The organism is Streptomyces sp. R818 (genome assembly GCF_056172735.1).
In genome coordinates this window covers 275,993-301,631 of the sequence record NZ_JAOCNE010000011.1, presented here as the reverse complement: position 1 = coordinate 301,631, position 25,639 = coordinate 275,993, and the positions used below count along the sequence as shown (strand labels likewise).

Below are 25,639 nucleotides of genomic sequence, written 5' to 3'. Positions count from 1 at the left end.
GGTCACCTCCTGGCGTCCTCGCGGATCAGGTCGACGGCCTTCTCCGCGAGGGCGACCGTCGGCGCGTGCGTGTGCCCGCGCGTGATGCGCGGCATGACGGAGGCGTCGACGACGCGCAGCGCCTCCGTCCCCCGGACCCGCAGCCGGGGATCGGTGACGGAGCCGGCGTCGGCGCCCATCCGGCAGGTGCCGACGGGGTGGTAGAGGGTCTCGGCGCCGCCGCGGACGGCGCGGGCCAGCGCCTCGTCGTCGACGACGCCCGGGTACGCGGCCATGGGACCGGAGTGGAGGCCCCGCAACGCGCCGTCGGCGAGCAGTTCCTCGGCCGCGCGTACGCCCGCGACGAGCGTCCGCAGATCCTCGCCCTCCGCGTCGGAGAGGTAGCCGGGGTCGATGCGGGGCCGCTCGGTGCGGCCGGCCGGGGTGATGCGGCCGCTGCTGCGCGGCTGGAGCAGGACGACGCCGAGGGTGAGCCCGTGCTCGGTCGGCGGCGTGAGCCCGTGGTTCACGAACGGGACGGGCGCGTACACCAACTCCACATCGGGAGCGTCGAGTTCCTCCCTGGTCTTGATGAAGGCGACGGCCTCCCCGACGTTCGAGGTGAGGGGTCCGCGCCCGCCGAGCAGGAAACGGGCGATGTTGGCGGGGGTGTCCGCGCCGGTCAGGGAGACGGGGCGCGGGCAGCGGACGGTGACCGCGTACGACAGGTGGTCCTGGAGGTGCCGCCCGACGTCGGGCGAGGCGACCCGGGTGTCGATCCCGGCGGCGGCGAGCTCGTCCGGATCACCGATCCCGGCCTGCTGCAGCAACTGCGGCGACCCGATGGCCCCGGCGGCGAGGATCACCTCACGGGTGGCGCGCAACGTCCCCGCGGCGACACCCTCGGCGACGACCCCGGCGGCCCGCGTGCCGTCGAAGTCGATACGTGTGACCCGGGCATCCGTATAGACGTCGAGGTTGCGGCGCCGGGCGGCGGGCTTCAGATACCCGTCGGCGGCGCTCCAGCGGCGCCCACGGTGCTGATTGACGGGCGTGGCGGCGAACCCGGCATTGTCCGCACGGTTCAACTCGCCCAGCTCGTTGAGCCCTTGAGCCCGGCAGGCGGCGAGAAAGGCGCCGGTGGTGGGGTGGGGATGCCGCAGAGGCGAGATGTGCAGGGGCCCGTCGACGCCGTACACGGAGTCACCGCCCCGAGGCCCGCTCCACCGCTCGGCGCGCCGGAAGTACGGCTCGAACGCGTCGTACGCCCACCCGGGCCCGGCGGCCTCGCCCCAGGCGTCGTAGTCGGCATGGTGCCCGCGCACCCACATCATGGCGTTGAGCGACGAGGACCCGCCGAGCATGCGCCCGCGCGGCCAGTACAACTCCCGCCCTGCCAGGCCGGGTTGTTTGCTGGTCCGGTAGTCCCAGTCGCACACCGTCCTGAACAGCTTCGGGAACGCGGCCGGAATCCTGATCTCCGTCTTCCGGTCGCGCGGCCCGGCCTCCACGAGCGCGACCCGCACCCCCGGATCCTCACTCAGCCGCCCGGCCACCACACACCCCGCGGACCCGGCCCCGACGACGACATAGTCATACGTACGATCCTTGCTCAACCCGACTCCCTCAGCGACGCAACGACCCGTACAGCTGCTACGGAGGGTCTACACCCACACCCGCCCCTGCCGCACCGGTGCGTCGCCGCCCGGAGGATCAGTGATGCGGATCGTCATACGCCGGAATCGACCCGTCCGCCTTCTTCACCAGGAACAACCCCGCCATCCCCATGTCCGAGTGGCTCTGCACATGGCAGTGGTACATCCAGGCGCCCGCGCCGACGCCCTCGCCCGCGATGATCTGGAAGCCGAAGGAGTCCGCCGGGCCGCAGATCTTGTTGTCGAGGACCTGGGTCGGGTCGTCGGGGCCCGTCAGCATGCCGGTGCGGTTGTCCGCCCAGCGGTGACCGTGCATGTGGAACGTGTGGTAGTACTCGCCGTGCGTGATCATGACGATCTCGACGCGGTCGCCGACCGTGGCCTCGAAGGTGGGGGCCTCGTGCATCCCCTTGTTGTTGATCGTCATGTCGTTGAAGACGATGGTGAACGTCTTGCCCGGGTCGGGCAGGATGTCGCCCTTGCGGCGCACGATCACCGGGCCGTACAGGCCCTTGCGGATGCCGCCCGTTCCGTGGTCCGTGCCGACGACGTGGTCGTGGTAGTGCCAGTAGCCCGCCGAACCGGCCCGCCACGTCCCGTCCTTGCGGCGGCCCGGCGCGTGCGTCCGCCAGGTGTAGGTGCGGGTGCCGCCGGGTTCGACGTGGCTGCGGTTCATCCGCGTACCGTCGCTGGAGATCTCGTAGTCCATGCCGTGCACGTGCAGGCTCGCGTCGACGTCGGTGAGGTTGTGGAACTCGATGTGCGCGGTGTCGCCCTCGTTGAGTTCGATCAGCGGGCCGGGGATCGACGCCTTGCCCTTCTCGAAGCCGTAGCCGAGCTGGCCGTCCGCGAGCTTCTCCGCGTAGAGGGTCAGACGACGGACCTCGCCGCCCGCGGGGGCCGTGCGGGGTGGCGTGTCCGCGCCCGCCGCCGGTGGGGCCGAGGCCGCTATGGACAACGATGTCACGCCCGCCGTCGCCGCCACCGCACCACCGATCAGCATCCGGCGGCTCAAAGCGCGCCGGTCCTGGTCGCTCGCCCGGGACGGTTCGTCCGCCCGGCCCGGCTCGCTCGTGCCGTTCAGTTCGTCGCGGTCCATCGTCACAGCCAACTCCCCACCCTCGTACGGGCTTTTCTGTCGCAGTGAGCGTCGCGCTGAGCACCGTAGCCAGGTGATCTTCGTTTATCCACACTCAGGACAAAGTTTGTGGAATCCCGGTCATACCTATTGGCGAACCGCGCAAAGAGGTCTAGCTTTCACCGCGCTGTCCGTGTCCTATGAGGAGTGGGTGAGCACATGCGGCGGTTACCGCATCAGAAGCCGTTGCCCGTACGGGAGTTCAGAGCGAGCAGGAGCAGACGCGGCCGCCTGTGGGCGGTCGGGATCGCGGCGGGCACGCTGGGCGCCGGGCTGCTGAGCGGCCCCGCCGCCAGCGCGTACCAGGACCCGAGCCCGTCCGTGACAACGATGTCCATCAAGTCGCCGCCCGGCGCCGTGACCCCGCGCGTCCTCGTCTTCTACGGGTCCGCGGCCGGTGGCGACGAGTCGCCCACGGTCAACGCCGGCATCGAGGCGATCGAGAAGATCGGCCAGTCCGGGCCCGCGGGCCAGCAGTTCACGATCACGGCGAGCGACGACGCCTCCGTGTTCACGAACGAGAAGAAGCTGGGGCGGTTCAATTCGATCGTCTTTCTGACGGGTGGGGGCGATGTCCTCGATCCCGATCAGGAAGCCGGCCTCGAGGCCTACATGGAGGCCGGCGGCGGGTTCGTCGGCATCCACGACGCGGCCCGAGCCGAACCGTACTCGGACTGGTTCACCGGCCTGATCGGGGCGCGGCCCGCCGCCTCCTCGCCGACCGCCGTGCAGCGCGCGACCGTCGAGGTCGGCGACCGGCAGAACCCGGCGACGAAGAGCCTTCCGACGCAGTGGAAGCGCCCCGACCAGTGGCTGAACTGGGTCGAGAACCCGTCCGGGGACGTGCACACGGTCGCCCGGGTCAACGAGTCCACGTACAAGCCGGGCGACAGCGCGAACGGCGCCGACCACCCCGTCTCGTGGTGCCGTGACTACGACGGCGGGCGCTCCTTCTACACCGGGATGGGCGGCACCGTCGCCTCGTACGACGAGACGGACTTCCGCGACCACCTGCGCGGCGCGCTCCTGTGGACGTCGCGGATCGTGCGGGCCGACTGCAAGGCCGCGATCGACGCCAACTACAAGGCCGAGCGGCTGACCCAGCCCAACCAGGCCGGGCAGAACGACCAGATCGGCGAGCCGCACGGTCTTGTCACCGCGCCCGACGGGCGGATCTTCTACATCGGCCGCGGCGGCGCCGACTCCTCCCAGCCGGTGATCACCGACTGGAACAACCCCGATGTCGGCAAGGGGATCGGACAGGTTCATGTCTACGACCCCAAGACCAAGAAGGTGACCCTCGCGGGTGCCCTCACCGTCTTCGGCAACAAGGGCGGCGGCGACGAGCTCGTCAAGGTCGAGGAGGGGCTCCTCGGCATCGAGCTGGATCCTAAGTTCGAGCAGAACGGGTGGGTGTACCTGCACTACACCCCGCACTCGCAGCTCGACCGCGACAAGCAGATGGCCGAGCGGCGCGTCTCGCGGTTCACCCTCGACCTCGCCACCAACAAGCTCGACCTGGGCAGCGAGAAGGTGCTGCTGAAGTGGCCGGTCCAGGTGCACAGTTGCTGCCACGCGGGCGGCGGGATGGCCTGGGACTCCAGGGGCAACCTGTACATCGCGACCGGTGACAACAACTCCTCGCAGTTCAGCGACGGGTACTCGGGCAACAATCCGCAGCCGAACTACAAGGGCGTGTCCTTCGCCGACGCGCGCCGCACCGCCGGCAACACCAACAACCTCAACGGCAAGATCCTGCGCATCCACCCCGCGGCCGACGGTACGTACACCCTGCCGGAGGGGAACCTCTTCACCGGCAAGGAGACCGCCGAGGGCGGCGGCAAGACGCGCGGCGAGATCTATGTGATGGGTGTCCGCAACCCGGCGCGCATCTCCGTCGACAAGATGACCGACACGCTGTACGCGGGCTGGGTCGGGCCGGACGCCGGTGCGCCGTCGACGACCTGGGGTCCGGCCAAGTACGACCAGTTCGCCGTCATCACCAAGGCGTCCAACCGCGGCTGGCCGTACTGCATGGGCAACAAGCAGCCCTACCGCGACCGCAACCTGCCGGACCCGACGAAGCCGCTCGGCTGGTACGACTGCGACCACCCGAAGAACGAGTCGCCGAACAACGACGGCCTCGTCAACCTGCCGCCGGTCACCGGCAACAACATCTGGTACTCGCCGCAGGGCGGCGCCCCGGACTTCCCGCGGGACGCGAACGGCGTCCCGTCGTACAAGCAGTCCGAGGCGAAGTACCTGCTGCCGTGGCTCAAGGGCGGCGGCCAGGCGGCCATGGACGGCCCGGTCTACCGCTACGACGCGTCGATCCCGAACGCGGACAAGTGGCCGAGCTACTGGGACGGCAAGTGGTTCGTCGGTGACTTCTACGACGCCGACCAGCCGCGCAACGCGGTCCTCACCGACCCGAGGACGCACGGGGACGGATCGATCCCAATCCACTCCGAGTCCTTGAAGAAGATCATTCCGGTCGGCAACGACGGCATCAAGAACCTCATGGACTGGAAGTTCGGTCCCGACGGTGCTCTGTACGTCCTCGACTACGGGCGCGGCTTCTTCACCTCCGACTCCAAGTCGGCGCTGTGGAAGGTCACGTACACCGGCGGCGAGGCGACTCCGGCGGCCGGCCAGCTGGTCGGGAAGGGCTGATCCTCATGACGCGAAATCGACCGCAACTGCTGCACAGACATCGGTTGCTGACCGCTCTGCTCGCCGCCGTCCTCATGTGTCTCGGGCTCGGCGCGCTGCCCGCCGCCACCGCGGCCCCGGCGTCCGAGGCCGCCGCCGACCAGGTGCTGACCTGGACCGCCGGGGACGACATCACGAAGTACGCCTCGGCGCCGCAGACCGCGGTCGCCGGCAAGGCGACGATCGTCTTCGAGAACAGCACGGCGACCGGCAACACGATGGGCATGCCGCACACGCTGACCTTCGACGTGTCGGACCCCGAGTACAACAACGACGTACCGCTCAACATCCTCGCCAACCCCAACGACGACCAGGGCGGCAAGCACACCGCCGAGGTCACCCTCTCCCCCGGCAAGTACCGCTACCACTGCACGATCCCGGGCCACCTCTCCATGCAGGGGGTCCTCGTGGTGACGGACGGCGGCGGCGGTGACGACACGACCGCGCCCGAGACCTCGGCGAAGGCCGAGGGGCAGACCAACGCGGACGGCGCCTTCGTCGGATCCGCCTCGGTCACCGTGACCGCGAGCGACGCGGGCTCGGGCGTCGACCGCATCGAGTACGCGCTCGACGGCGGCGCCTACACGCCCTACACGGCGCCCGTCGTCGTCGACCAGGTCGGCGCGCACAAGTTGACGTACAAGGCGACCGACAAGGCGGGCAACGCCGCCGAGGAGAAGTCCCTCGACTTCACCGTGGTCGCCCCGGACACCGACGACACGACCGCGCCGGAGACCTCGGCGACCGTGACCGGTGACAAGGACGCCTCCGGCGCCTACGTCGGCATGGCCACGGTGACGGTCTCCGCCTCGGACACCGGCTCCGGGGTCAACACGGTTGAGTACGCGCTCGGCGCCGACGGCGCCTGGCAGCCGTACACCGCGCCGGTCATGGTCCACGACCCGGGCACCTACAAGGTGCGCTACCGGGCCACGGACAAGGCGGGCAACCAGGCGCCCGAGAAGTCCGTCGACTTCACGGTCGTGGCGCCGCCCGCCCAGGACACGACGGCGCCGACGGTGTCGCTGTCGGTCGCCGGGGACAAGAACTCCGACGGCGCGTACGTCAACAACGCCAAGCTGACCGTGACCGCGACCGATGACGACTCGGGCGTGGAGAAGATCGAGTACTCGCTCGACGGCGGGCCCTACCTCGCCTACACCGCCCCCGTGGTGGTGGACCGGGTCGGCGCGCACTCCGTCTCCTACCGGGCGAGCGACAAGGCCGGGAACGTCTCGCAGGCGCAGCTGTTCGTCTTCGCGGTCGCCTCGGGCGGCGGCGTCCCCGCGCCCAACTGCCCGGAGTACGACGAGCGGACGACGGTGTTCGTGGGCACGACGGACACGGGCATCCCGAACCGCGTCACGAACAACCGGTGCCGGATCGGTGAGCTGATCGAGGACGAGAAGGACTGGTCGTCGCACGCGCTGTTCGTCAAGCACGTGAAGACGGTCACCGACAAGCTCCTCAAGGACGGCGCGATCGACCAACGCGAGTACAACAAGATCAACAAGGCGGCGAAGCAGTCCCCGATCGGTACGCCGGGCCAGACCGACGGCTACACCAAGATCCTGGACGGCTCGCAGGAGCAGTTCGCCAAGTGGGAGCAGGTCGGCGGCGGCAAGTTCGCCCTCAACGCCGACGGGTCGATCACCAGCAGCACCACGGTGGACGGCATGGGCATGCTCTGGTTCCCGCAGCGCAAGTACGCGAACTACTCGCTGAAGCTCCAGTGGCGCGACGACGCACCGGGCACGGGCAACGCCAACGGCGGCGTCTTCGTCCGCTTCCCGTGGGTCCACGACCACCCGGAGGAGTCGCGGCCCGAGTGGGTCGCCATCAAGTACGGGCATGAGATCCAGGTCCTCGACCGGCCCGACGGCGACATGTACAAGACCGGTTCGGTCTACGGCTTCGACCGGGTCGGCCTCGCGGGCGCGGGCGTCACCCAGAAGGGCACGTGGAACGATTACGAGGTCAAGGTGGTCGACCAGCACTACTCGATCTACCGCAACGGTGTGCTGATCAACGAGTTCGACAACAACGGCGGCCAGGTCTTCGAGCCGCCGCGCTCGGACGACCCGGGCACCGACGGCCGGCGCTACTCCTCCGGCTACATCGGGCTCCAGGTGCACAGCACGACGGACGTCGTCTCGTACCGGGACGTCCGCGTGAAGGAACTGCCGTAACGGACAAGTGAGTTCGGTCGAGCCGGGTCAGTCCTCGTGTCTGGCCCGGCTCGGCTGTACGCGCTTCGGCTCGCCCGGCATCTTCGGGTACTCGGGCGGGTACGGCAGGTCGCCGTGGCCGCGGTCGCGCTCGTCCTGGTGGGCGAGTTCGAGCAGCGCTTCGAGGGAGTGGTGCTCGTGGTCCATGCCCGCGTGCAGGTCGCCGACCTCGGCGAACCGCTTCGGCATGGTCACGATGTCGAAGTCGCGCGGCTCGGCGTCACCTAGTTCGTCCCAGGTCAGCGGGGCGGAGACGGGCGCGTGCGGGCGGGCGCGGACCGAGTAGGCGGAGGCGATGGTGCGGTCGCGGGCCGTCTGGTTGTAGTCGACGAAGATCTTCTCGCCCCGCTCCTCCTTCCACCAGGCGGTGGTGACGGCGTCCGGCATCCGGCGCTCCAGCTCCCGGCCGACCGCGATGGCTGCGCGGCGCACCTGGGTGAAGGTCCAGCGCGGTTCGATCGGCACGAAGACGTGCAGGCCACGCCCGCCCGAGGTCTTGGGCCAGCCGCGCAGCCCCCCGAACTCGTCGAGTACGGCGCGCAGTTCGCGGGCGGCGGTGACGGCGTCGCCGTAGTCGGTGCCGGGCTGCGGATCGAGGTCGATGCGGAGTTCGTCCGGGTGGTCGAGGTCGCCGCGCCGCACCGGCCAGGGATGGAAGGTGAGGGTGCCGTACTGGGCGGCCCAGAGCACGGCGCCGACCTCGGTGGGGCACATCTCGGCGGCGGTGCGCCCGGACGGGAAGGCGATGGTGGCGGTCGGAGTCCAGTCGGGCATGTTCTTCGGCGCCCGCTTCTGGTAGAAGAACTCGCCGGTGACACCCTCCGGGTAGCGCTCCAGGGTGGTCGGCCGGTCGCGCAGGGCGCGCAGGATGCCGTCGCCGACCGACAGGAAGTACCGGGCGACGTCCAGCTTCGTGTACCCCGACGAGCCGCCCTCGGGGAAGTACACCTTGTCGGGGCTGGACAGCCGTACCGTCCGCCCGCCCACTTCCAGCTCCACTGCCGCGCCCTTGCTGCCCATGGACCCACGCTAGGCGGAAGGGACGTACACCGCATACCGGGCGCATCCGGTGCGTACAAGACAGAATCGGCGGCATGGATCTTCCCGTCATGCCGCCGGTCCGCCCGATGCTCGCCAAGTCCGCCGCCAAGCTGCCCGCCGGGATGCACTACGAGGCGAAGTGGGACGGGTTCCGGGCGATCGTCTTCCGCGACGGCCCGGAGATCGAGCTGGGCAGCCGCTCCACCAAGTCGCTGACCAGGTACTTTCCCGAGCTGGTGGCGGCGCTCGCCGAGCGGCTCCCCGAGCGTTGCGTGCTCGACGGGGAGATCGTCGTCGCGCGGGACGGGCGGCTCGACTTCGACGCGCTCAGCGAGCGGATCCACCCGGCGGCGTCCCGCGTGCGGACCCTCTCGGAGCGCACCCCGGCGTCCTTCGTGGCCTTCGACGTCCTCGCCCTCGGCGAGGAGTCCCTGCTCGACGCCCCGCTGAGCGAGCGCAGGCGGCGCCTGGAGGAGGCCCTCGCGGACGCGTCGGCCCCGCTGCACATCGCGCCCGCGACGACCGACGCCGAGCTTGCGGGGCGCTGGTTCGACCAGTTCGAGGGCGCGGGCCTCGACGGCATCGTCGCCAAACCCCTCGACCTGCGCTACCGGCCGGACGAACGCGCCATGATCAAGGTCAAGCACGAGCGGACGGCGGACTGCGTCGTCGCCGGGTACCGCTTCCACAAGAGCGGCCCGGTCGTCGGCTCCCTGCTCCTCGGCCTGTACGACGACGCGGGCACACTGCAGCACGTCGGGGTCTGCGCGGCGTTCACGATGAAGCGCAGGACCGAGCTGATCGCCGAGCTGGAGCCGCTGCGCCTGGACTCCGCCGCGGACCACCCCTGGGCCGCGTGGACGGACGACGCCGCGCACGAGGCGTCCCGGATGCCGGGCGCGCCGAGCCGCTGGACCGGCAAGAAGGACATGTCGTGGGTGGCGCTGCGCCCGGAGCGGGTCGCCGAGGTGGCGTACGACCACATGGAGAACGGGGCGCGGTTCCGGCACACCGCCCGCTTCAAGCGCTGGCGCCCGGACCGGACCGCCGGGAGCTGTACGTACGCGCAGCTGGAGGAGCCGGTGAAGTTCGACCTGGCGGACGTGCTGCGCTGACCCCGGCCGCCGGCCTTGGCCGGATCGGGGACTTGCGGCGGCCCCCGGGCGGGTATGCAGGGGCCGTGGACGCGAACAGACTGGCGAGGCGCGGCTTCGTCGCAGGTGCGCTCGGGGCGGTCGTGGCGGCGTGCAAGCCCGCGACGCCGCCCGACGGGAACGGACCCTCCGCGGCGCGCGACTCCCCGCTGCTCGCGGTGAAGATCGACAACGTGGGCGCGGCCCGCCCGCAGACGGGCGTCGAAGACGCCGACATCGTCTACGCCGAGCAGGTCGAGGGCGGCCTGAGCCGGCTGATGGCGGTGTTCGGCTCCACCCTCCCGGCCGTGGTCGGGCCAGTGCGCAGCGCCCGCGAGACCGATCTGGAGCTGCTTCGCCAGTTCGGCGATCCGACGCTCGCCTACTCGGGTGCGCAGGGCAGGCTCCAGCCACTGATCGACGCGGCACCGCTGCGGGCGAGGCCGGCGGGCGCGAGTGGCGGCGCGTACTTCCGGAGCAGCGGGAAGCCCGCCCCGCACAATCTCTACCTGCGCCCGGCGAAGCTCGGCCGGCTCGCGACGGGGACGAACGCGGGGGACGCGGCGGGCTTCCGGTTCGCGGCGCGGGTGCCCGGGGGAGGGCGGCCGGAGACGGTGCGGACGGTGCGCTTCCCGTCGGCCAGGTTCACCTTCACCTGGTCGGCGTCGCAGCGGCGCTGGCTCGTGAGCATGGACGGGCGGGCGGCGGTGACGGCGGGCGGGACGCGGCTCGCGGCGGCGACGGCCGTCGTGCAGTACGTCGACGTCCAGGACTCCCGCTTCCACGACAAGTTCGGCGCCACGTCCCCGCTGTCGCGCACCGTCGGCTCGGGGCGCGCCGTCGTGCTGCGCGACGGGCGGGCGTACGAGGCGCGCTGGCAGCGGCCGACGGCGACGGACGGCACGGCGTTCACCGTCGACGGGCAGCCGCTGGCGTTCGCGCCGGGGCCGGTGTGGGTGGTGTTCGCGAAGAGGTGAAGCCTAGGCGTGGGTCTCGGCCGGATGGCGCAAGCCCTCGGCCGCGTCCGAGACGCGCTGGATCAGATCGAAGAACATCGCCTGTTCGGCGCCGCTGAGCGGGGCGAGGAACACCTGGTTCATCCGCGCCGTGCGCACGGTCAGCCTCTTGTGCGTGCGCACGCCCTCCGGGGTGAGCCGCAGCAGCCAGCGGCGTCCGTCGCCCGGGTCGCGCTCCTTCTCCAGGAGGTCGCGCCGGGTGAGGCGGCTGATCACCTCGGCGATGGTGGACCGGTCGAGGCCGACGCGTTCGCCGACCGTGCGCTGGTCGAGTCCCGGCTCGGCGACGAGGGTGTTGAGGACCGCGAACTGCGGCGAGGTGATCTCCTCCGAGACCATCGTGTTCCACAGCAGATAGTGCGCCTGCTGGAGTCGCCGGGCGAGGTGCCCGGGGTGGGTGGTCAGGTCCACCGCGGCCATCTGAGCCTCCGAGTACGTAGGTGTACTGAGCGATCTTAGACCCTTGACGGGCCAGATCGGCGGTGGCAACGTGTGGGCCGTTCAACGAAATACTCAGTGCGCTGAGCATTTCGAGACCTCTTCGAGAGACGAGAGACGGACCCCCGTATGGACAAGGTGATGGCCGACGCCGCGCGGGCGGTCGCCGACGTCGGGGACGGCGCGTCCCTGGCCGTCGGCGGCTTCGGGCTCAGCGGCGTGCCGAACGTACTGATCTCCGCGCTGCACGAGCGGGGCACCACCGACCTGTCCGTCGTGTCGAACAACTGCGGCGCCATGGAGTCGGGTCTCGCCGTCCTGCTCTCGGCCGGCCGCATCGCCCGGGTCACCGGCTCGTACATCGGGGGGAACAAGGAGTTCGCCCGGCAGTACCTGGGCGGTGAGATCGAGGTCGAGATGATCCCGCAGGGCACCCTCGCGGAGCGGCTGCGCGCGGGCGGCGCCGGGATCCCCGCCTTCTACACCCCGGCCGGGGTCGGCACCCAGGTCGCGGACGGCGGACTGCCCTGGCGCTACGACGGCGCGGGCGGGGTCGCGAAGGCGTCGCCGCCCAAGGAGGTGCGGGAGTTCGACGGCACCGACTACGTCCTGGAGCGCGCCATCCGCACCGACTTCGCCCTCGTCCGGGCCGCCAAGGGCGACCGGCACGGGAACCTCGTCTTCAACAAGTCGTCCCGGAACTTCAACCCCCTCGCGGCGATGGCCGGAAAGGTCACCATCGCGGAGGTGGAGGAGCTGGTGGAGCCCGGCGAGATCGCGCCGGACGCGGTGCACCTTCCGGGGATCTTCGTGCAGCGGGTCGTCGCGCTCACGCCCGAGCAGGCGGCGGACAAGGGCATCGAGAAGCGAACGGTGAGTGCCTGAACATGCCATGGACACGGGAGCAGATGGCCGCGCGCGCGGCGCGTGAGCTGCGCGACGGACAGTACGTGAACCTGGGCATCGGCCTGCCCACCCTCATCCCCAACTACCTTCCCGGCGACGTCGAGGTGGTCCTGGAGTCGGAGAACGGCATCCTGGGCACAGGCCCCTACCCGGCCGAGGACGCCGTCGACCCGGACCTGATCAACGCGGGCAAGGAGACGGTCACCGTCCTGCCGGGCGCCTCGTTCTTCGACTCGGCGCTCTCCTTCGGGATGATCCGCGGCGGCCACATCGACGTCGCCGTCCTCGGCGCGATGCAGGTCTCCGCCCGCGGCGACCTCGCCAACTGGGCGGTGCCCGGCAAGATGATCACCGGGATCGGCGGGGCGATGGACCTCGTGCACGGCGCGCGCACCGTCCTCGTCACCATGACCCACACCGCGAAGGACGGCTCGCCGAAGCTCGTCGAGGAGTGCACGCTGCCGCTGACCGGCAAGGGCTGCGTCGACCGGATCATCACCGACCTCGCGGTGCTCGACGTGACCGAAGACGGCCTGGAGCTGGTCGAGTCGGCGCCCGGCGTCGGCACCGCCGAGCTGCTCGCGAAGACGGCGGCGCCGGTCCGCGTCCCGGAAACCCTTCAGGAACGGTAGAGGACGATGGCTCTCACCCAGCACGACATCGACGCGGAGATGGCCGCCGCGCACGCCGCCTACGAGAAGCGGATCGCCGGGGGCGCGCCCGTCGAGCACCACCCGCGCCGCGACTACGCCCCGTACCGCTCCTCCGTCCTGCGCCACCCCAAGCAGCCGCTCGTCGCCATCGATGTGTCGAAGGACCCGGAGCTGGTGGAGCTGGCCTCCCCCGCCTTCGGCGAACGGGACATCACCGAGACCGACAACGACCTCACCCGGCAGCACACAGGGGAACCCCTCGGTGAGCGCATCACCGTCTCGGGGCGCCTCCTCGACCGTGCCGGACGCCCGGTGCGCGGCCAGCTCGTCGAGATCTGGCAGGCCAACTCCGCCGGGCGCTACGCCCATCAGCGCGAGCAGCACGACGCGCCGCTCGACCCGAACTTCACCGGTGTCGGGCGCACGCTGACCGACGCCGAGGGGCGCTACCGCTTCACCACGATCCAGCCGGGCCCGTACCCATGGGGCCAGCACGTCAACGCCTGGCGCCCGGCCCACATCCACTTCTCCCTCTTCGGCTCGGCGTTCACGCAGCGGCTCGTGACGCAGATGTACTTCCCCGCCGACCCGCTCTTCCCCTACGACCCGATCATCCAGTCCGTCACCGACGACTCCGCGCGGCAGCGCCTCGTCGCGACGTACGACCACGACCTGTCCGTGCCGGAGTTCTCGATGGGCTACCACTGGGACATCGTGCTCGACGGGCCGTCCGCCACCTGGATCGAAGAAGGGCGCTGACGAGGCATGACGAAGATCGACACGAGCGGGTCGGGCGGCGTGCCGCCGACTCCGTCGCACACCGTCGGGCCGTTCTACGGGTACGCGCTGCCGTTCCCCGGCGGCGGCGACATCGCACCCGTCGGGCACCCGGACACGGTCACCGTGCAGGGGTACGTGTACGACGGCGCGGGCAAACCGGTGCCGGACGCGTTCCTGGAGGTGTGGGGCGCGGACCCGGCGGGGCGGGTGTCGCGGACCGACGGTTCGATGCGGCGCGACCCGGCCAGCGGCGGCCACCTCGGGCGCAACGGCGTCGAGTTCACCGGCTGGGGCCGCGTCCAGACCGACGCGGGCGGGCACTGGTACGCGCACACGCTGCGGCCCGGCGCGCGGGGCGCGAGCGCGCCGTACCTGAGCGTCTGCGTGTTCGCGCGCGGCCTGCTCGTCCACCTCTTCACCCGGATCTACCTGCCCGGCGACGACGCGGCGCTCGCCGCCGATCCGCTGCTCTCGCGGCTTGACGGCGCGCGGCGCGACACGCTGGTCGCGCGGGAGGAGCCGGGCGGCACGTACCGTTTCGACCTCCGCCTTCAGGGCGAGGGCGAGACGGTCTTCCTGGAGTTCACGTGAGCCTGTTCGACCCCGGCACGGAGGACGCGCCCACCGAGCGCACGACCTCCGAGACGGCCTTTCTGCAAGCCCTGCTGGACGCGGAGGCGGGGCTGACGCGGGCCCAGGCGTCGCTCGGGCTCGCGCCGGACGCGGCGGCCGAGGCGGTGACCGCCGCCGCGGTCGCGTCCTCCTTCGATCTACGCGACCTCGCCCGGCGGGCCCGCACCGGCGGCAACCCGGTGATCCCGCTGGTCGCCGACCTCACGGCGGCCGTCCCTGCGGAGCACGGTCCTTACGTGCACCGGGGTGCGACGAGCCAGGACGTCCTCGACTCGGCGCTGATGCTGGTCGCGGCGCGCAGCCTGCGCGAGATCCTGGCCGAGCTCGACCGCGCCGCCGCCGCGCTGACCCGCCACGCCGCCGCGCACCGGGACACCGTCATGCCGGGACGCACCCTCACGCAGCACGCCGTGCCGACGACGTTCGGTCTGAAGGCGGCCGGCTGGCGGTCCCTGGTCCTCGACGCCCGGGACAGGCTCCGGACGGTGGAATCGGGGCTGCCGGTGCAACTCGGCGGCGCGGCGGGCACGTTGGCGGCGTTCGAGACGTACGGCGCGAGCGCCCCGCTGGACCTGGTGCCGGCTTACGCGACGGAACTCGGGCTCGCGGCCCCCGCGTTGCCGTGGCACGTCCTGCGCACGCCCGTGGCGGACCTTGCGGGCGCGCTGGCGTTCACGGCGGGCGCGCTGGGCAAACTGGCCGTCGACGTCGCGACCCTCTCCCGCACCGAGATCGGCGAACTGGCCGAGGGCGCGGGCGGCGGATCGTCCGCCATGCCGCACAAGGCCAACCCGGTCCGGTCCACGCTGATCACCGCGGCGGCCCGCCGCGCGCCCGCGCTCGCGGCGACCCTGTACGGATCGATGGCGGCGGAGGACGAACGCCCCGCCGGGGCCTGGCACGCCGAGTGGTCGACCCTGCGGGACCTCGTGCGGCTGGTCGGCGGGGCGGCCCGGGACGCGGCCGAACTGACGGCGGGTCTGGTGGTCCGCGCCGACGTGATGCGCGAGCATCTGGCCCTGACGGGCGGCGCGATCGTCTCCGAGCGCTTGTCGGCGGAGCTGGCGGCGGTACTGGGCCGGGCCCGCGCCAAGGAGTTGCTGGGCGACGCGACGCGCCGCGCCACGAAGGAGAACCGTCCCCTCGCGGAGCTCCTGTCCGAGGACCCGGACCCGGCCCTGAAGACGATGGACCTGGCCGCGCTCACGGACCCGGAGCGCTATGCCGGGGCGGCACCGGAACTGGTGGACAGGGCGCTGAAACGCGGCTGAACACCGACGCCGGGTGCCTGCGGCGCCGGGTCCGGCGAGGGGCCGGCAGGGATCGGGCGAGGGGCCGGCAGGGATCCGGCGAGGGTCTGGCAGCGGTCCGGCGAGGGGCTGGTTGCAGACGGCGAGCCCGCAGTCGGCCGGGCACCGCGCCGGGCCCGGACACCGGCACTGGTGCCGGGCATCGCGCCGGGCCCGGACACCGGCACCGGGCTTCCGGAACCTGCCGGACTCCGCGCCCGGCCCGAAGGCAGACGCCAGTCCCGCGGGCAGCCGGACCCGGCGGCCCCGGGCGCTCCCACCGATGGACCCGTGCCGCGCCCCCGCTCAGTCGGAGCCCGCCGGGCTCCGCGCCCGGCCCGAAGCCGGACCCGCAGAACGCGGGCGCTTCTCGCTCCGGCCGCTCCCACGGACGGACCCGCGCCACGCCCCCGCTCACCACAACCCCACCCCGAACCTGTTCGACCCTGGAGCCACGTCATGTCCCACTCCCCCCTCCTCCACCATCGCGCCGAGGGCTCGCCCTCCGCTCCCCCGCTTCTCCTCGGCCCGTCCCTCGGGACCTCCCTCGCGGTCTGGGACCAAGTCGCGCCCGAGCTGTCGAGTGCGTATCGCGTCGTGCGGTGGGATCTGCCGGGGCACGGCGGGTCCGACCCCGGGCTGATCCGGGCCGGGGCCACCGTCGGGGACATCGCCGGGCTCGTGCTCGCGCTCGCCGATTCGCTCGGCGTCGAGCGGTTCGCGTACGCGGGGGTGTCGCTCGGCGGCGCCGTCGGGATGTGGCTCGCGGTGCACCACCCGGAGCGGGTCGGCAGCCTCGCCGTGCTGTGTTCCTCCGCCCACTTCGGTGGCGCCGGGATGTGGCGGGAGCGGGCCGCTCTGGTGCGGGAGCAGGGGGTCGGCGGGGTCGCGGAGTCGGCCCCGGCACGCTGGTTCACGCCCGGGTTCCGCGTCGAGCGGCTCGTGCGGGACAACCGGGAGGCCGAGCCGGTCGCGTACGCCGCGTGCTGTGACGCGCTCGCCGCGTTCGATCTGCGGGACCGGCTCGCGGACATCTCCGCGCCGACGCTGGTCGTCGCCGGGCGGGAGGACCCCGCGACCCCGCCCGCGCACGCCCGCGAGATCGCCGACGCCGTGCCCGGCGCCGGACTCGTCGAGCTGGCCGGGGCCTCGCACCTGGCCGTCGCCGAGCGGCCGGAGGCCGTGGTGGGGCTGCTCCGCACCCACCTCGGGCAGCACGCCACGCGCGGGATGGAGGTGCGGCGGGAGGTGCTCGGGGACGCGCACGTCGACCGGGCCCAGGCGAAGCAGTCGCCGTTCACCGCGCGGTTCCAGGACTTCATCTCCCGGTACGCGTGGGGCGAGATCTGGACCGACCCGACCCTGTCGCGGCGCGAGCGCAGCATGGTGACCCTCACCGCGCTCGTCGCCCACGGGCACCTCGACGAACTGGCCATGCACGTACGGGCGGCCCGCCGCAACGGCCTCACCCCCGACGAGATCGGCGCCGTGCTGCAGCAGTGCGCCGTGTACGTGGGGGTGCCCGCCGCCAACGCCGCCTTCGCCGTCGCCCAGCGGGTACTGGAGGAGGACGACAACGCGAGCCGCTAGCGCAGGCCCCTTCCCGTCTCCAGTACCTCCCTCGCCCGCGCCGCGAGCCCGTCCGCCCCGCACGAACGCGCCAGCGTCAGGCCGCGGTTGAGCTCCGACAGCGAGCGCGCCGCCATGCGGTACTCGACCCGGGCGAGGGCGTGCTCGTACGCGCACGGCGACGCTTCGAGGTAGGTGACCGCCTTCGCGTACAGGGTGAGCTGGCGCTGGCCCGTCTCCAGGGCGGCCGCGCAGCGCAGCGCCTCCCCTATCGCCGTGTCCGTGCCGAACCGCTCGGCCTGGACGCGGGCCTCCTTGACGAGTTCGGCGGCGCGGTGCGGGTCGGTGGGGGCGAGGGCGCGGGCCAGGTCGCAGGCCCACGGCGCCATGATCGTGTTGTGTCCGCCGCGCGCGATGGCGGCCTTTGCGGCGGCCTCCAGCTCGTTGATGCCCTCCTCGACGCGGCCGGTCGCGAGCAGGAGCCGGCCGCGGACCGAGTGCGCGTCGGGCAGCACGATCGTGGACGGGTACGGCGGCCCGAACGAGTAGCGCTCGGCGATCGCCTGCGCCTCGTCCGCCTTGCCGCGGGCGAGCAGCGTCTCGATGAGCATGCACGCGGCGTCCCAGTGCATGGGCAGGCCGCGCCCGACCCGGTCGGCGAGGCGCAGCGACTCGCGCAGGAACGCCTCCGCGTCGGTGAGCCGGCCGCGCCTGCGGTGCACATAGCCGACGAAGGCGTGCGCGAGGGAGAGGTGGCCGCCGCTCCAGCCGGCCGACTCGTACTCGCGGACGGCGCCGGTGAACAGGGACTCGGCGCGGTCGAGCCGGTCCGCGAAGAGGTAGGCGCTGCCGAGCATGGTGAGGACCTCGAAGCCCCACTCGGAGTCGAGCCAGCCGAGCCCGGGCGCGAGCCGCCGGTTGACCAGGGCGCGGTCGCAGCGCTCGATGACCTCCTCCGCGTTCTCCCCGCGGGTCATGGCGTCGAAGGCGCGCAGGATGAGCAGGACGCGCTCCGCGTTGTCCCGGCCCGGGAGCTGGTCCGCGAGCGCGGCCAGGCTGCGGGAGCGGCCCGGGGAGTCCTCCTCGCCCGCGTGGATGCCTTCCCACATGAAGTGGACGGCTTGCAGGCGCAGGCGCGCGGGGCCCGGTTCGAGGAGGTCGGCCTCGGCGTCGATGACGCGCAGCGCCTCTTCCAGCTGGTCGTTGTGGACCAGGGCCTGGGAGAGGCGGCAGACCGCGTCGACGCGCTGGTCGCCGACGAGCCCCGGCGTCGTGTCGAGCGCGGCGTCCAGGTGCCGGATGGTGGTCACGGGCGACGTGAGCAGCGTGGCGCAGCCCAGCTCGTAGTGGAGGTGCGGGCGGATCTCGGGCAGCGGCGGCTCCAGGAGGGCGCGCTCCAGGCAGCGTCGCGCGGCGTCGGGCGCGCCGACCGCGAGGTGTTCGCGGGCCGCGGCACGCATCTGCTCGACGAGCTCCGGGTCGTCGTCCGGGTGGACTTCGAGCAGATGCCGGGAGGCCGCCGCGGGCCCGTGCCCGGACGCGGTGACGGCCCAGGCGGCCTGGCCGTGCATGGCGGTGCGGGTGGCGGGCGGGATCGCGTCGTAGACGGCGGTGGCGATGAGCGGGTGGACGAACTCGAGCACGTTCTCGGTGTCGTAGGCCGAGTCGGTCAGGATGCGGGCGGCGCGCAGCCGCTCGGCGCAGCGGCCGGCCTGCTCGGGGTTGAGTCCGGCAAGCAGCGCGGCGAGCCCGGGGTCGATACGGGTGCCGAGGATGGCGGCGGCCCAGGCGAACCTGGTCGCCTCGCTGCCGAGCCCTTCGAGGCGGGCGACGAGGCCGCGGCCGCGCGCCGACTTGTTGAGCGCGCGCAGCTGCCCCGCCGAGTCCTCCTCGGGGCTCAGATCACTGTCCTGCACCTTGGCGAGCAACTCGACCGTCTCGTACGGGTTTCCGCCGGTGACGGCCCACACCTCGCGGCAGAACGGGTCGTCGGCGTGGTCGCCGAGCGTGGCGCGGGTGAGGCCCGCGGTGGCGTCGGGGGTGAGGGCGCGCAGCCGGGCGGTGCCGGGGCGGGCGGCGTCGGCGACCGCGTCCAGGCAGACGGCCGCGGCGTCGTTCTCCGGGTCGCGCTGGGCGACGACGAGGAGGACCGGCAGGTCGTCGAGGCGCTCGGCGAACGCGGCCAGCCACTCCAGGGTCTCCAGGTCGGCCCAGTGCGCGTCGTCGATCAGGATGACCAGCGGCCAGTGCAGCCGCGCGAGGCGGGAGACGGCGGCGACGAGGCCGTCGCGCACGCCCTGCGGGTCGGCCTGGCGGCCGGTGGGTTCGGCTATGCCGAGGGCGGGGCCCGCGATGTCGTACCAGTCGCCGAAGTACTCGCGGGTCTCCTCGTCGGAGAGCGCGAGCAGCGCGGGCTGCAGGAGTTGGCGTACGACGTTGAACGGGACGGAGGTCACCGTCTCGCCGCCCCGGGCGGACCAGACGGTCGCGCGGCCCTCCGCTATCTCGCGGACCCGGCCGAGCAGCGCGGTCTTTCCGATACCGGCCTCGCCCCGGTAGACGACGAGGCTGCCCGAGGACGCGGCGTCCGCGCACAGGTCGTCCAACGCCCCGAGCGCCACGCCGAGTTCGGACTCCCGCTCCCACAGCGGCGGGCCGGCGGAGGCGGCGCCGGTGTGCCGTCCCTGAGTCATCCCCGCACCCTCCTGGTGTCGTGCATGCCGGTCGATCGACCGATGTGCTGGTCACGAGAGTAATGCGCGACGCCGCGCCGTGGTGGGGGGTCGGGGAGCCCGGCGGGATTTGGCCGGACCTGGCGCATCCGCGGGGTTGACAGATTTCGGTCGGTAACAGATTCGGCAACAGTTCCGACCGCATCGCGGACCCTCTCATGTCCTTTTCAGGCACGCCTCATACTGTTCCGTTCATGACGTCGCAGACTCCCGCAGGCTGGTACCCCGACCCCGGCCAGGTCCCGGACGGCCCGCGCACCGAACGCTGGTGGGACGGCGGCCGCTGGACGGACCAGACCCGGCCCGCCACGGCCCCGCCGCCGCTGCCCCAGGGCGCTCCCGTCGCCGGTCCCGCTTCCGTCGCCGGTCCCGCTTCCGCTTCCGGTCCTGCTCCGGCTCCCGGTCCCGGTCCCGGCCCTGGGACGTTTCCGGCGTACGGCAACTATCCCGGCTATCCGCAGCAGTTGCCGCCGAAGCCGCGCAACCGGGCGCGCGTCGCCGTCGCGGCCGGTGTCGCCGTCGTCGTGCTCGCCGGCGTCGTCGGCGGGGTCTACGCGCTCACCTCGGACGACGGCGGCGGGAAGAGCGGCTCGGTCGCCGCCTCCGAGCAGCCGCGCGATCCGAAGGGCCGCGAGGACGGTCCGGGTGGTGGCAACGGGGGTGGTGACGACGCGTCGCCCGAGGCGCCCGGCTCCACGCAGCCGCCGCTCGACAAGGGCTACGCCACCGACGTCCTCAACGGGGTCGCGCTGCCGGTCCTCGACGGGTGGACCGGCAGCGACGGCGCGGGCGCGGCCGGGGTGCAGACCGGCCCCTACAAGTGCCCGGACGACGTGGAGCAGACCTGCGTGAAGGGCGGCGCCTCCGTCTCGTCCGCCAAGAGCCTCAAGCTCGACGGGGCGACGGCGGAGGCCGCGGCCAAGGAGGACATCCTCAAGAACTCCAAGGCGTCCTACGGCGGCGACGTCTACGGCGGCATCGTCCAGCACGACGAACTGCTCTCCGAGAAGGTGACCGTCGCCGGGCAGCAGGGCTACCGGGTCCGCTGGAACGTGGACACCAAGTCGAGCATCGACGCCTGGGTGGAGTCGGTCGTCTTCCCCTCGCCCTCCGACTCCGGGACGCTGCTCGTCGTGCGCATAGGTGTCGACATGCCGCGCACGAAGAAGGAGGAGGCCGCCGGGCCGGACAACACCTCGATCGACAAGCTCGTCAAGGGCATCAAGAAGAGCGAGATCACCGGCGGGGGCGCGGTGGGCGGGGGGAACGGGGAGGACGTCTGAGTCCGTCCCAGGATCCAGTCCGGTCACGTCGAGACCCCGGTCCCGTTGGGGCCGCGGTCCCGTCGAGACCCCGGTCCCGTCGAGACCCCGGTCCCGTCGAGGTCCGGTGTGACCTGGGGCCGGGCGGGTTCCTCTCCGCTCATGGAGGAAACCGCCCGGCCCGGGGGTGCGCGCCGCCCCCGTCCCCACGGTGCGGCGCGGGCAGACCGCCGGTCGGTCATCCCTGCGACCGGCGATCTCCCGTCTTAGGTGGCCCGATCCGCCGGAGCGGTCAGGCCGAGCCCTGGAATCAGCACGTTCTCGACGAAGCCGACCAGGTAGTCGGCGTCCGCGTCGCGCCCCTCCAGGAAGGGGCGGCTGCGCATGACCCCGAAGAGCTGCGCCGCCACGTACGGCAGTGCGGGGTGGTCCGCCGCGATCTCGCCCCGCGCCACGGCCCGCTCGACCATCGCGTCGATCGAGGCCAGCTCCGGCTCGACCAGCGCCTCCCGCAGCGCGCCCTTCAGCTCGCCGTCCTGGCGCACCGCGTGCCCCAGGGCCTGCAGCAGCGCCGTGTCCGGCAGTGACTGCGCCGCCGCGTTGCGCGCCGCGGACACCAAATCGCCCGCGAGGCTGCCCGTGTCCGACGCGGAGAACTTCGTACAGCGTCCCGCGCGCAGCGCCGCGGCCACGAGCTGCGGCTTCGTCCTCCACTGACGGTACAGCGTCGATTTGCTGCAGCAAGCCTGGGCCGCCACGCCCTCCATCGTCAACGCGTCGTAGCCGTTCCTGCGCAACTGGTCGAGGACCGCGTCGTAGAACTCCTGCGCCCGCTCGGGGGTGATCTTCGATCGGCGCGAGGCGGTCGGCACTGTCGCGGTGGCCGGGTCTCGCTCCGTCATGGCTCCCCACCTCTGGCTCTGCGGTACTGAAGTCGATGAGATCACACTTGCTATCGATACGCCAGTGTACCGGTACGCGTGCGTTTCGGTACACTGGCGTATCGGTACCAAGTCGTTTCGGTACAGTGGCGTATCGGTACAGTGGCGTATCGATGAGGTGCGGCGCTTCGCGTTTACCCGTACGTCACAGGCGCACCCAGAGAGCCACAAGCACCACCCGCACCACGCAGTCGTCAGCAAAGGGGCCGGGGGATGGAATCCCTTACCGAGCCTGTCGAACCGGAGCCGGACAGCCGATCTGCCCGACCGCCCCTGGTCCGCGAGCTCCTACTCGTCGTAGGACTTTTCCTCGTCTACAAGTTCGGCCGAGGTCTGGCCAACGGTCACACCGCCGAGGCGTTCCGCAACGCCGGTGACGTGTGGAGCTTCGAGCGGGCCGTGCGACTGCCCGGCGAGGGGGCCGTGCAGGGTGCCCTGCTGCACGGTGATCTTCTTGTGCACGTCGCCAACACCTACTACGCGACCGTGCACTTTCCGGCCACCGTGGCCCTTCTCGTCTTCCTGTATCTGCGTCGGCCGCGCCACTACGTGTGGACCCGGCGGGTGCTCGCCGCCCTCACGGCCGCGGCCCTCGTCCTGCATCTCGGCTTCCCGCTGGCGCCGCCGCGGATGCTGCACGCGGCGCACCTCGTCGACACCGCCCAGGTCTACGGGCCCTCCGTGTACGCCGCCAAGCCGTCCACCGACACGCTGGCCAACCAGTTCGCCGCCATGCCCTCGCTGCACTTCGGCTGGGCGCTCATGGTCGCCATCAGCCTGATCGTCGCCACCAGGTCGCGGTGGCGGTGGCTCTGGCTGGCACATCCGCTGCTGACGCTGCTCGTCGTCGTCGGCACCGCCAATCACTACTGGCTCGACGCCGTCGTCGCCGCCGGGCTGCTCGGCGTCGCCCTCGCGGTGATCCGCATGCCGCACACCGTCGGCGGGCCCGCCGCCATCCGGCGCCACCTGCTGCCCGCGCCCGCCGCCTCCGCGACGCCGGTTCCGGTGCGGGCCGGCGGCGTTTCCGAGCCCGCTCCGTGGGCGGCCTCTGCCGCCTTCCGTACGCCGCCGGACTCGCTGTCCGCCTCCGACGTCCTCGCGCACATGCCGATCCGGATACCGCTCAAGGTCTCCCCCACGCCCGGTTCGACCTCGGCGGGCACCGCCCCGGAGCCCGTCGCCATCGGGGCCGGGCGATGACCGCCACCCTGCTCGCGGTCGCGCTCTCCCTCGTCTCCGCCGTGGCCTACGCCGCCGCGGCGGTCGCCCAGGAACGGCTCGCCGCGCGTACCGCTTCCGCGGGGTCGGGGGCGGGTTGTGGCGGCTTCTTCGTAGCGGGGCCTGGTGGTGGACGGTTGTTCTCAACGCCGGGGCCGCGCTGCTGCACGTCGCCGCGCTCAAGTACGGGCCGCTCACTCTTGTGCAGCCGCTCGGCGCGCTCACGCTCGTCGCGGCCGTGCCGTTGGGGGCGCGGATCGCCGGGCGGCACGTCACGGCTGTCGAGTGGCGGGGGACGGCGCTGACCCTGGCCGGGCTCGGCGCGCTGCTCGTCACCGCGTCCGGGCCCGCGCCCGACGACACGCTCTCGCTGCCCGAGGCGCTTATCGTGGCCGGGGCCACCGCCGCGCTCATCGGTGCTCTTTCGCGGCGCGGTGCCAAGCCCGGGCTGCGGCACGCCACCGCGTCCGGGGTCGCCTCGGGGGTGGCGTCCGCGCTGACCCAGACCGTGACCGTCGCGGCGACGGACCGTAGCGGGCCGTTGCTCGCCCCGCAGGTCGTCGTGGTCGCGCTGCTCGTCGCGGCCTTTGCCGCTGGGGTCTGTTGCTGTCGCAGACCGCTTACCGGGGTGGTCTCGGTGCGCCTCTCGCCATGGTGACGCTGGCGAATCCTGTGGCCGCCGCCGTCATCGGGCTCTCGTTGCTCGGGGAGCGGCTGCAAGGTGGGGTGGCGGGGTTTGTGCTGGCGGGGGCCGGGGCGGTGCTTGCGGCTCGGGGGGTTGTGTTGCTGACCCGCACTCCTGCGCGGGAGCCCTCTGTTGGCGGGGGCGGTGCTTCCGTGGTGACCTTGCCCGGTGTGCCCGCTCAGCACGAGCCGGAGTCGCTTGGTCTGCGGGCATCCTGACGTGGCGCTTTCCCCGTGACGGGGGGCGGGGGTGCGCCGGGGTGCCTCCTCGGCCGGATCGGTCCCCTCCCCCGCTGACCGCCATAGGCGGGTCGTCCGGCGCTGAATCCCAGCGGAGTCCTGCGGGGGCACCCCGACACACCCCCTCACGCCTCAACGCGACCATCCCGCCAGTGCCCCATCCGCCACAACCACAACCCGGCACCCCCTCCCGCCGCAGCCCCCCCGCCCCGTCGACCCCTCCCGACGCAGACAGCGACCCGTCGGCCCCTCCTGCCGAAGACCCCGCCCCGTCGGCTCCTCCGAACGCAGGGTGCGCCCTGCCAGCACCTCCCAGCACAGGACGCGCCCCGCCGTCCAGCCCGACCCAGGTCACGCCCCGCCGCCCCGCCCCGTCGCAGCAAGCGCCGCCTTGGGCAATCGGCCGCCTGGGGCGGCAGGGTGGGCAAGGCGGCACCCCAGCGCCGGGGCACCGCGCGTGAAGGCCCGAGCAAGAACCCCGAGGCGTCAGCCGAGTGCCGGGGCACCATGCCAGCAAGGCCGCGCAAGAAAACCGGGTCAGCCGAAACCGCGGGAGTCCTGCTTCAGCGCCGTGTCCACCGTCAGCGCCGTCGCCACTACAAGGCTGAGCAGAGGCTCGGGAAGCTGGAAGTGGATCTGCAGGACATAGTTGTCCGCCGTCGTGAACATCGTCTTGGCCAGGCCCTCCCACGTCTTCGTGATGCGGGCGACCTCCTGCTCCGCGTGGTCGACGATCGCGAAGTTCCAGGCCCGCCAGTTCTCCGCCTTGATCGCGCCGACTTGCTGCCCGTTCACGTTCATCGCGAAGTTGATCTTGCCGATCATGTTCTGCTGCACGATCTCGCCCACGGGCGAACCGTCCGGCCGCTCCACCACGACGCGCGACTTCATGAACTTCGCCGGACGCGTCAGCACAAGCTGCGGCTGGCCGTACGCGTCCCGGATCTCCAGCTTGTGCGTCATGAACTGGTCGACGCTGGAGACGAAGCGCAGCGCCTTCTTCAGGCTGCTCTGGCCGATCTCGGTGACGGAGCCGAGGACGTTGCCGTTCTGGTCCATGACGCTGTACTCGTTGGTCAGCTCGATGAGCTTGGCCTTCTGGTTCACGACCAGGACCGGCTCCGTGAACAGCGAGCCGCCGCCCTGCGCCGTCGGTGCCACCCCGGCCTGCTGCTGCACCTGGCGCTGGACCGCCTGGGGCTGCTGCTGCGGCGGGACCGGGGGCTGCACCGCCACGGGCGCCTGCGGTTGCTGGGTCCGGGGCTGGGCGTGCGTGTGCTCGGTCCACTGGGAACCGTCCCACCAGCGCAGCGACTGGGGAGCGCCCTGCGGGTCCGGGTACCAGCCTGCAGGGGTGTTCGATTGCGTCGTCACCGGCGCAGACTATCG

Annotated in this window: 19 protein-coding genes and 1 pseudogene; 13 read left to right on the top strand and 7 right to left on the bottom strand. The window is 72.2% G+C overall.

Annotation, left to right across the window (positions count from 1 at the left end; all coding sequences use genetic code 11):
* Positions 1 to 2: 2 nt before the first annotated feature.
* Both N5I75_RS26025 and N5I75_RS26020 read right to left on the bottom strand, forming a co-directional pair.
* Positions 3 to 1,595 (bottom strand): GMC family oxidoreductase, encoded by a 1,593-nt coding sequence (locus N5I75_RS26025; RefSeq protein WP_476681146.1) that lies wholly within the window; start codon positions 1,593 to 1,595, stop codon positions 3 to 5.
* Positions 1,596 to 1,692: 97 nt separating this feature from the next.
* The gene (locus tag N5I75_RS26020; RefSeq protein WP_476681298.1) at positions 1,693 to 2,637 is read right to left on the bottom strand and encodes a multicopper oxidase domain-containing protein; all 945 of its coding nucleotides are present in this window, start codon (positions 2,635 to 2,637) and stop codon (positions 1,693 to 1,695) included.
* Between the two features lie 294 nt (positions 2,638 to 2,931).
* Here N5I75_RS26020 and N5I75_RS26015 point away from each other — a divergent pair, with 294 nt between their 5' ends.
* Both N5I75_RS26015 and N5I75_RS26010 read left to right on the top strand, forming a co-directional pair.
* Entirely contained in the window at positions 2,932 to 5,445 is a 2,514-nt protein-coding gene (locus N5I75_RS26015; RefSeq protein ID WP_476681144.1) for a ThuA domain-containing protein, read from the top strand.
* A gap of 5 nt (positions 5,446 to 5,450) precedes the next feature.
* Entirely contained in the window at positions 5,451 to 7,673 is a 2,223-nt protein-coding gene (locus N5I75_RS26010) for an OmpL47-type beta-barrel domain-containing protein (RefSeq protein ID WP_476681143.1), read from the top strand.
* A gap of 27 nt (positions 7,674 to 7,700) precedes the next feature.
* Here the strand turns inward: N5I75_RS26010 and ligD are convergent, their stop codons facing one another.
* Positions 7,701 to 8,732: a non-homologous end-joining DNA ligase gene (gene ligD, locus N5I75_RS26005; RefSeq protein ID WP_476681142.1), complete on the bottom strand. Its 1,032-nt coding sequence runs from the start codon at positions 8,730 to 8,732 to the stop codon at positions 7,701 to 7,703.
* Positions 8,733 to 8,806: 74 nt separating this feature from the next.
* On the opposite strand from ligD, the gene N5I75_RS26000 reads away from it, so the two are divergent.
* Together N5I75_RS26000 and N5I75_RS25995 are read left to right on the top strand one after the other, a co-directional pair.
* On the top strand, positions 8,807 to 9,868 hold the full coding sequence (locus tag N5I75_RS26000; RefSeq protein WP_476681140.1) for an ATP-dependent DNA ligase: 1,062 nt from the start codon (positions 8,807 to 8,809) through the stop codon (positions 9,866 to 9,868).
* Between the two features lie 65 nt (positions 9,869 to 9,933).
* Positions 9,934 to 10,863, top strand: a complete 930-nt coding sequence (locus N5I75_RS25995; RefSeq protein ID WP_476681138.1) for a DUF3048 domain-containing protein — start codon at positions 9,934 to 9,936, stop codon at positions 10,861 to 10,863.
* A 3-nt stretch (positions 10,864 to 10,866) separates the two neighbouring features.
* Here the strand turns inward: N5I75_RS25995 and N5I75_RS25990 are convergent, their stop codons facing one another.
* Complete coding sequence (locus N5I75_RS25990; protein WP_476681136.1) at positions 10,867 to 11,322, bottom strand: MarR family winged helix-turn-helix transcriptional regulator; 456 nt, start codon at positions 11,320 to 11,322, stop codon at positions 10,867 to 10,869.
* A 147-nt stretch (positions 11,323 to 11,469) separates the two neighbouring features.
* Between N5I75_RS25990 and N5I75_RS25985 the strand changes: the two genes are divergently transcribed.
* The 6 genes from N5I75_RS25985 to pcaDC all read left to right on the top strand — a co-directional run bounded on the left by N5I75_RS25985 (position 11,470) and on the right by pcaDC (position 17,191).
* Entirely contained in the window at positions 11,470 to 12,225 is a 756-nt protein-coding gene (locus tag N5I75_RS25985) for a CoA transferase subunit A (protein WP_476681134.1), read from the top strand.
* Positions 12,226 to 12,227: 2 nt separating this feature from the next.
* Positions 12,228 to 12,878: a CoA transferase subunit B gene (locus N5I75_RS25980; RefSeq protein ID WP_476681132.1), complete on the top strand. Its 651-nt coding sequence runs from the start codon at positions 12,228 to 12,230 to the stop codon at positions 12,876 to 12,878.
* A gap of 6 nt (positions 12,879 to 12,884) precedes the next feature.
* Entirely contained in the window at positions 12,885 to 13,658 is a 774-nt protein-coding gene (pcaH, locus tag N5I75_RS25975) for a protocatechuate 3,4-dioxygenase subunit beta (RefSeq protein ID WP_476681130.1), read from the top strand.
* Positions 13,659 to 13,664: 6 nt separating this feature from the next.
* On the top strand, positions 13,665 to 14,270 hold the full coding sequence (pcaG, locus tag N5I75_RS25970; RefSeq protein WP_476681128.1) for a protocatechuate 3,4-dioxygenase subunit alpha: 606 nt from the start codon (positions 13,665 to 13,667) through the stop codon (positions 14,268 to 14,270).
* Entirely contained in the window at positions 14,267 to 15,583 is a 1,317-nt protein-coding gene (gene pcaB / locus N5I75_RS25965; protein ID WP_476681126.1) for a 3-carboxy-cis,cis-muconate cycloisomerase, read from the top strand. Before pcaG ends, pcaB begins: the two co-directional genes overlap by 4 nt.
* A gap of 477 nt (positions 15,584 to 16,060) precedes the next feature.
* Entirely contained in the window at positions 16,061 to 17,191 is a 1,131-nt protein-coding gene (gene pcaDC, locus N5I75_RS25960) for a bifunctional 3-oxoadipate enol-lactonase/4-carboxymuconolactone decarboxylase PcaDC (RefSeq protein ID WP_476681124.1), read from the top strand.
* On the opposite strand, the gene N5I75_RS25955 is transcribed toward pcaDC, so the two are convergent.
* A complete protein-coding gene (locus N5I75_RS25955; RefSeq protein WP_476681122.1) occupies positions 17,188 to 19,863 on the bottom strand; it encodes an ATP-binding protein in 2,676 nt (891 codons plus the stop codon). The two genes, pcaDC and N5I75_RS25955, sit on opposite strands and share 4 nt — an antisense overlap.
* Before the next feature lie 233 nt (positions 19,864 to 20,096).
* Between N5I75_RS25955 and N5I75_RS25950 the strand changes: the two genes are divergently transcribed.
* Positions 20,097 to 21,185 carry a DUF2510 domain-containing protein gene (locus N5I75_RS25950; protein ID WP_476681120.1) on the top strand — a complete coding sequence of 363 codons (1,089 nt, stop codon included), beginning with the start codon at positions 20,097 to 20,099 and terminating at the stop codon, positions 21,183 to 21,185.
* A 245-nt stretch (positions 21,186 to 21,430) separates the two neighbouring features.
* Here N5I75_RS25950 and N5I75_RS25945 read toward each other — a convergent pair whose 3' ends face one another.
* Positions 21,431 to 22,066 (bottom strand): TetR/AcrR family transcriptional regulator, encoded by a 636-nt coding sequence (locus N5I75_RS25945; RefSeq protein ID WP_476681118.1) that lies wholly within the window; start codon positions 22,064 to 22,066, stop codon positions 21,431 to 21,433.
* A gap of 252 nt (positions 22,067 to 22,318) precedes the next feature.
* Here N5I75_RS25945 and N5I75_RS25940 point away from each other — a divergent pair, with 252 nt between their 5' ends.
* Positions 22,319 to 23,308 carry a phosphatase PAP2 family protein gene (locus tag N5I75_RS25940; protein WP_476681116.1) on the top strand — a complete coding sequence of 330 codons (990 nt, stop codon included), beginning with the start codon at positions 22,319 to 22,321 and terminating at the stop codon, positions 23,306 to 23,308.
* Positions 23,305 to 24,229, top strand: a pseudogene (locus N5I75_RS25935) (DMT family transporter). Before N5I75_RS25940 ends, N5I75_RS25935 begins: the two are co-directional and overlap by 4 nt.
* Before the next feature lie 558 nt (positions 24,230 to 24,787).
* On the opposite strand, the gene N5I75_RS25930 reads toward N5I75_RS25935, so the two are convergent.
* Positions 24,788 to 25,624, bottom strand: coding sequence for an LURP-one-related family protein (locus N5I75_RS25930; protein WP_476681114.1), 837 nt, complete (start codon positions 25,622 to 25,624; stop codon positions 24,788 to 24,790).
* Positions 25,625 to 25,639 lie beyond the last annotated feature (15 nt).

Bases quoted from the DNA above. Each gene is read 5' to 3' on its own strand.
- N5I75_RS26000 (WP_476681140.1), top strand. From the start codon at position 8,807: ATGGATCTTCCCGTCATGCCGCCGGTCCGCCCGATGCTCGCCAAGTCC.
- N5I75_RS25940 (WP_476681116.1), top strand. From the start codon at position 22,319: ATGGAATCCCTTACCGAGCCTGTCGAACCGGAGCCGGACAGCCGATCT.
- N5I75_RS25950 (WP_476681120.1), top strand. From the start codon at position 20,097: ATGACGTCGCAGACTCCCGCAGGCTGGTACCCCGACCCCGGCCAGGTC.
- N5I75_RS25990 (WP_476681136.1), bottom strand. From the start codon at position 11,322: ATGGCCGCGGTGGACCTGACCACCCACCCCGGGCACCTCGCCCGGCGA.
- N5I75_RS26015 (WP_476681144.1), top strand. From the start codon at position 2,932: ATGCGGCGGTTACCGCATCAGAAGCCGTTGCCCGTACGGGAGTTCAGA.
- N5I75_RS26010 (WP_476681143.1), top strand. From the start codon at position 5,451: ATGACGCGAAATCGACCGCAACTGCTGCACAGACATCGGTTGCTGACC.
- N5I75_RS25985 (WP_476681134.1), top strand. From the start codon at position 11,470: ATGGACAAGGTGATGGCCGACGCCGCGCGGGCGGTCGCCGACGTCGGG.
- N5I75_RS25945 (WP_476681118.1), bottom strand. From the start codon at position 22,066: ATGACGGAGCGAGACCCGGCCACCGCGACAGTGCCGACCGCCTCGCGC.
- N5I75_RS25980 (WP_476681132.1), top strand. From the start codon at position 12,228: ATGCCATGGACACGGGAGCAGATGGCCGCGCGCGCGGCGCGTGAGCTG.
- N5I75_RS25955 (WP_476681122.1), bottom strand. From the start codon at position 19,863: ATGACTCAGGGACGGCACACCGGCGCCGCCTCCGCCGGCCCGCCGCTG.
- pcaG (WP_476681128.1), top strand. From the start codon at position 13,665: ATGACGAAGATCGACACGAGCGGGTCGGGCGGCGTGCCGCCGACTCCG.
- pcaH (WP_476681130.1), top strand. From the start codon at position 12,885: ATGGCTCTCACCCAGCACGACATCGACGCGGAGATGGCCGCCGCGCAC.
- ligD (WP_476681142.1), bottom strand. From the start codon at position 8,732: ATGGGCAGCAAGGGCGCGGCAGTGGAGCTGGAAGTGGGCGGGCGGACG.
- N5I75_RS26020 (WP_476681298.1), bottom strand. From the start codon at position 2,637: ATGCTGATCGGTGGTGCGGTGGCGGCGACGGCGGGCGTGACATCGTTG.
- pcaDC (WP_476681124.1), top strand. From the start codon at position 16,061: ATGTCCCACTCCCCCCTCCTCCACCATCGCGCCGAGGGCTCGCCCTCC.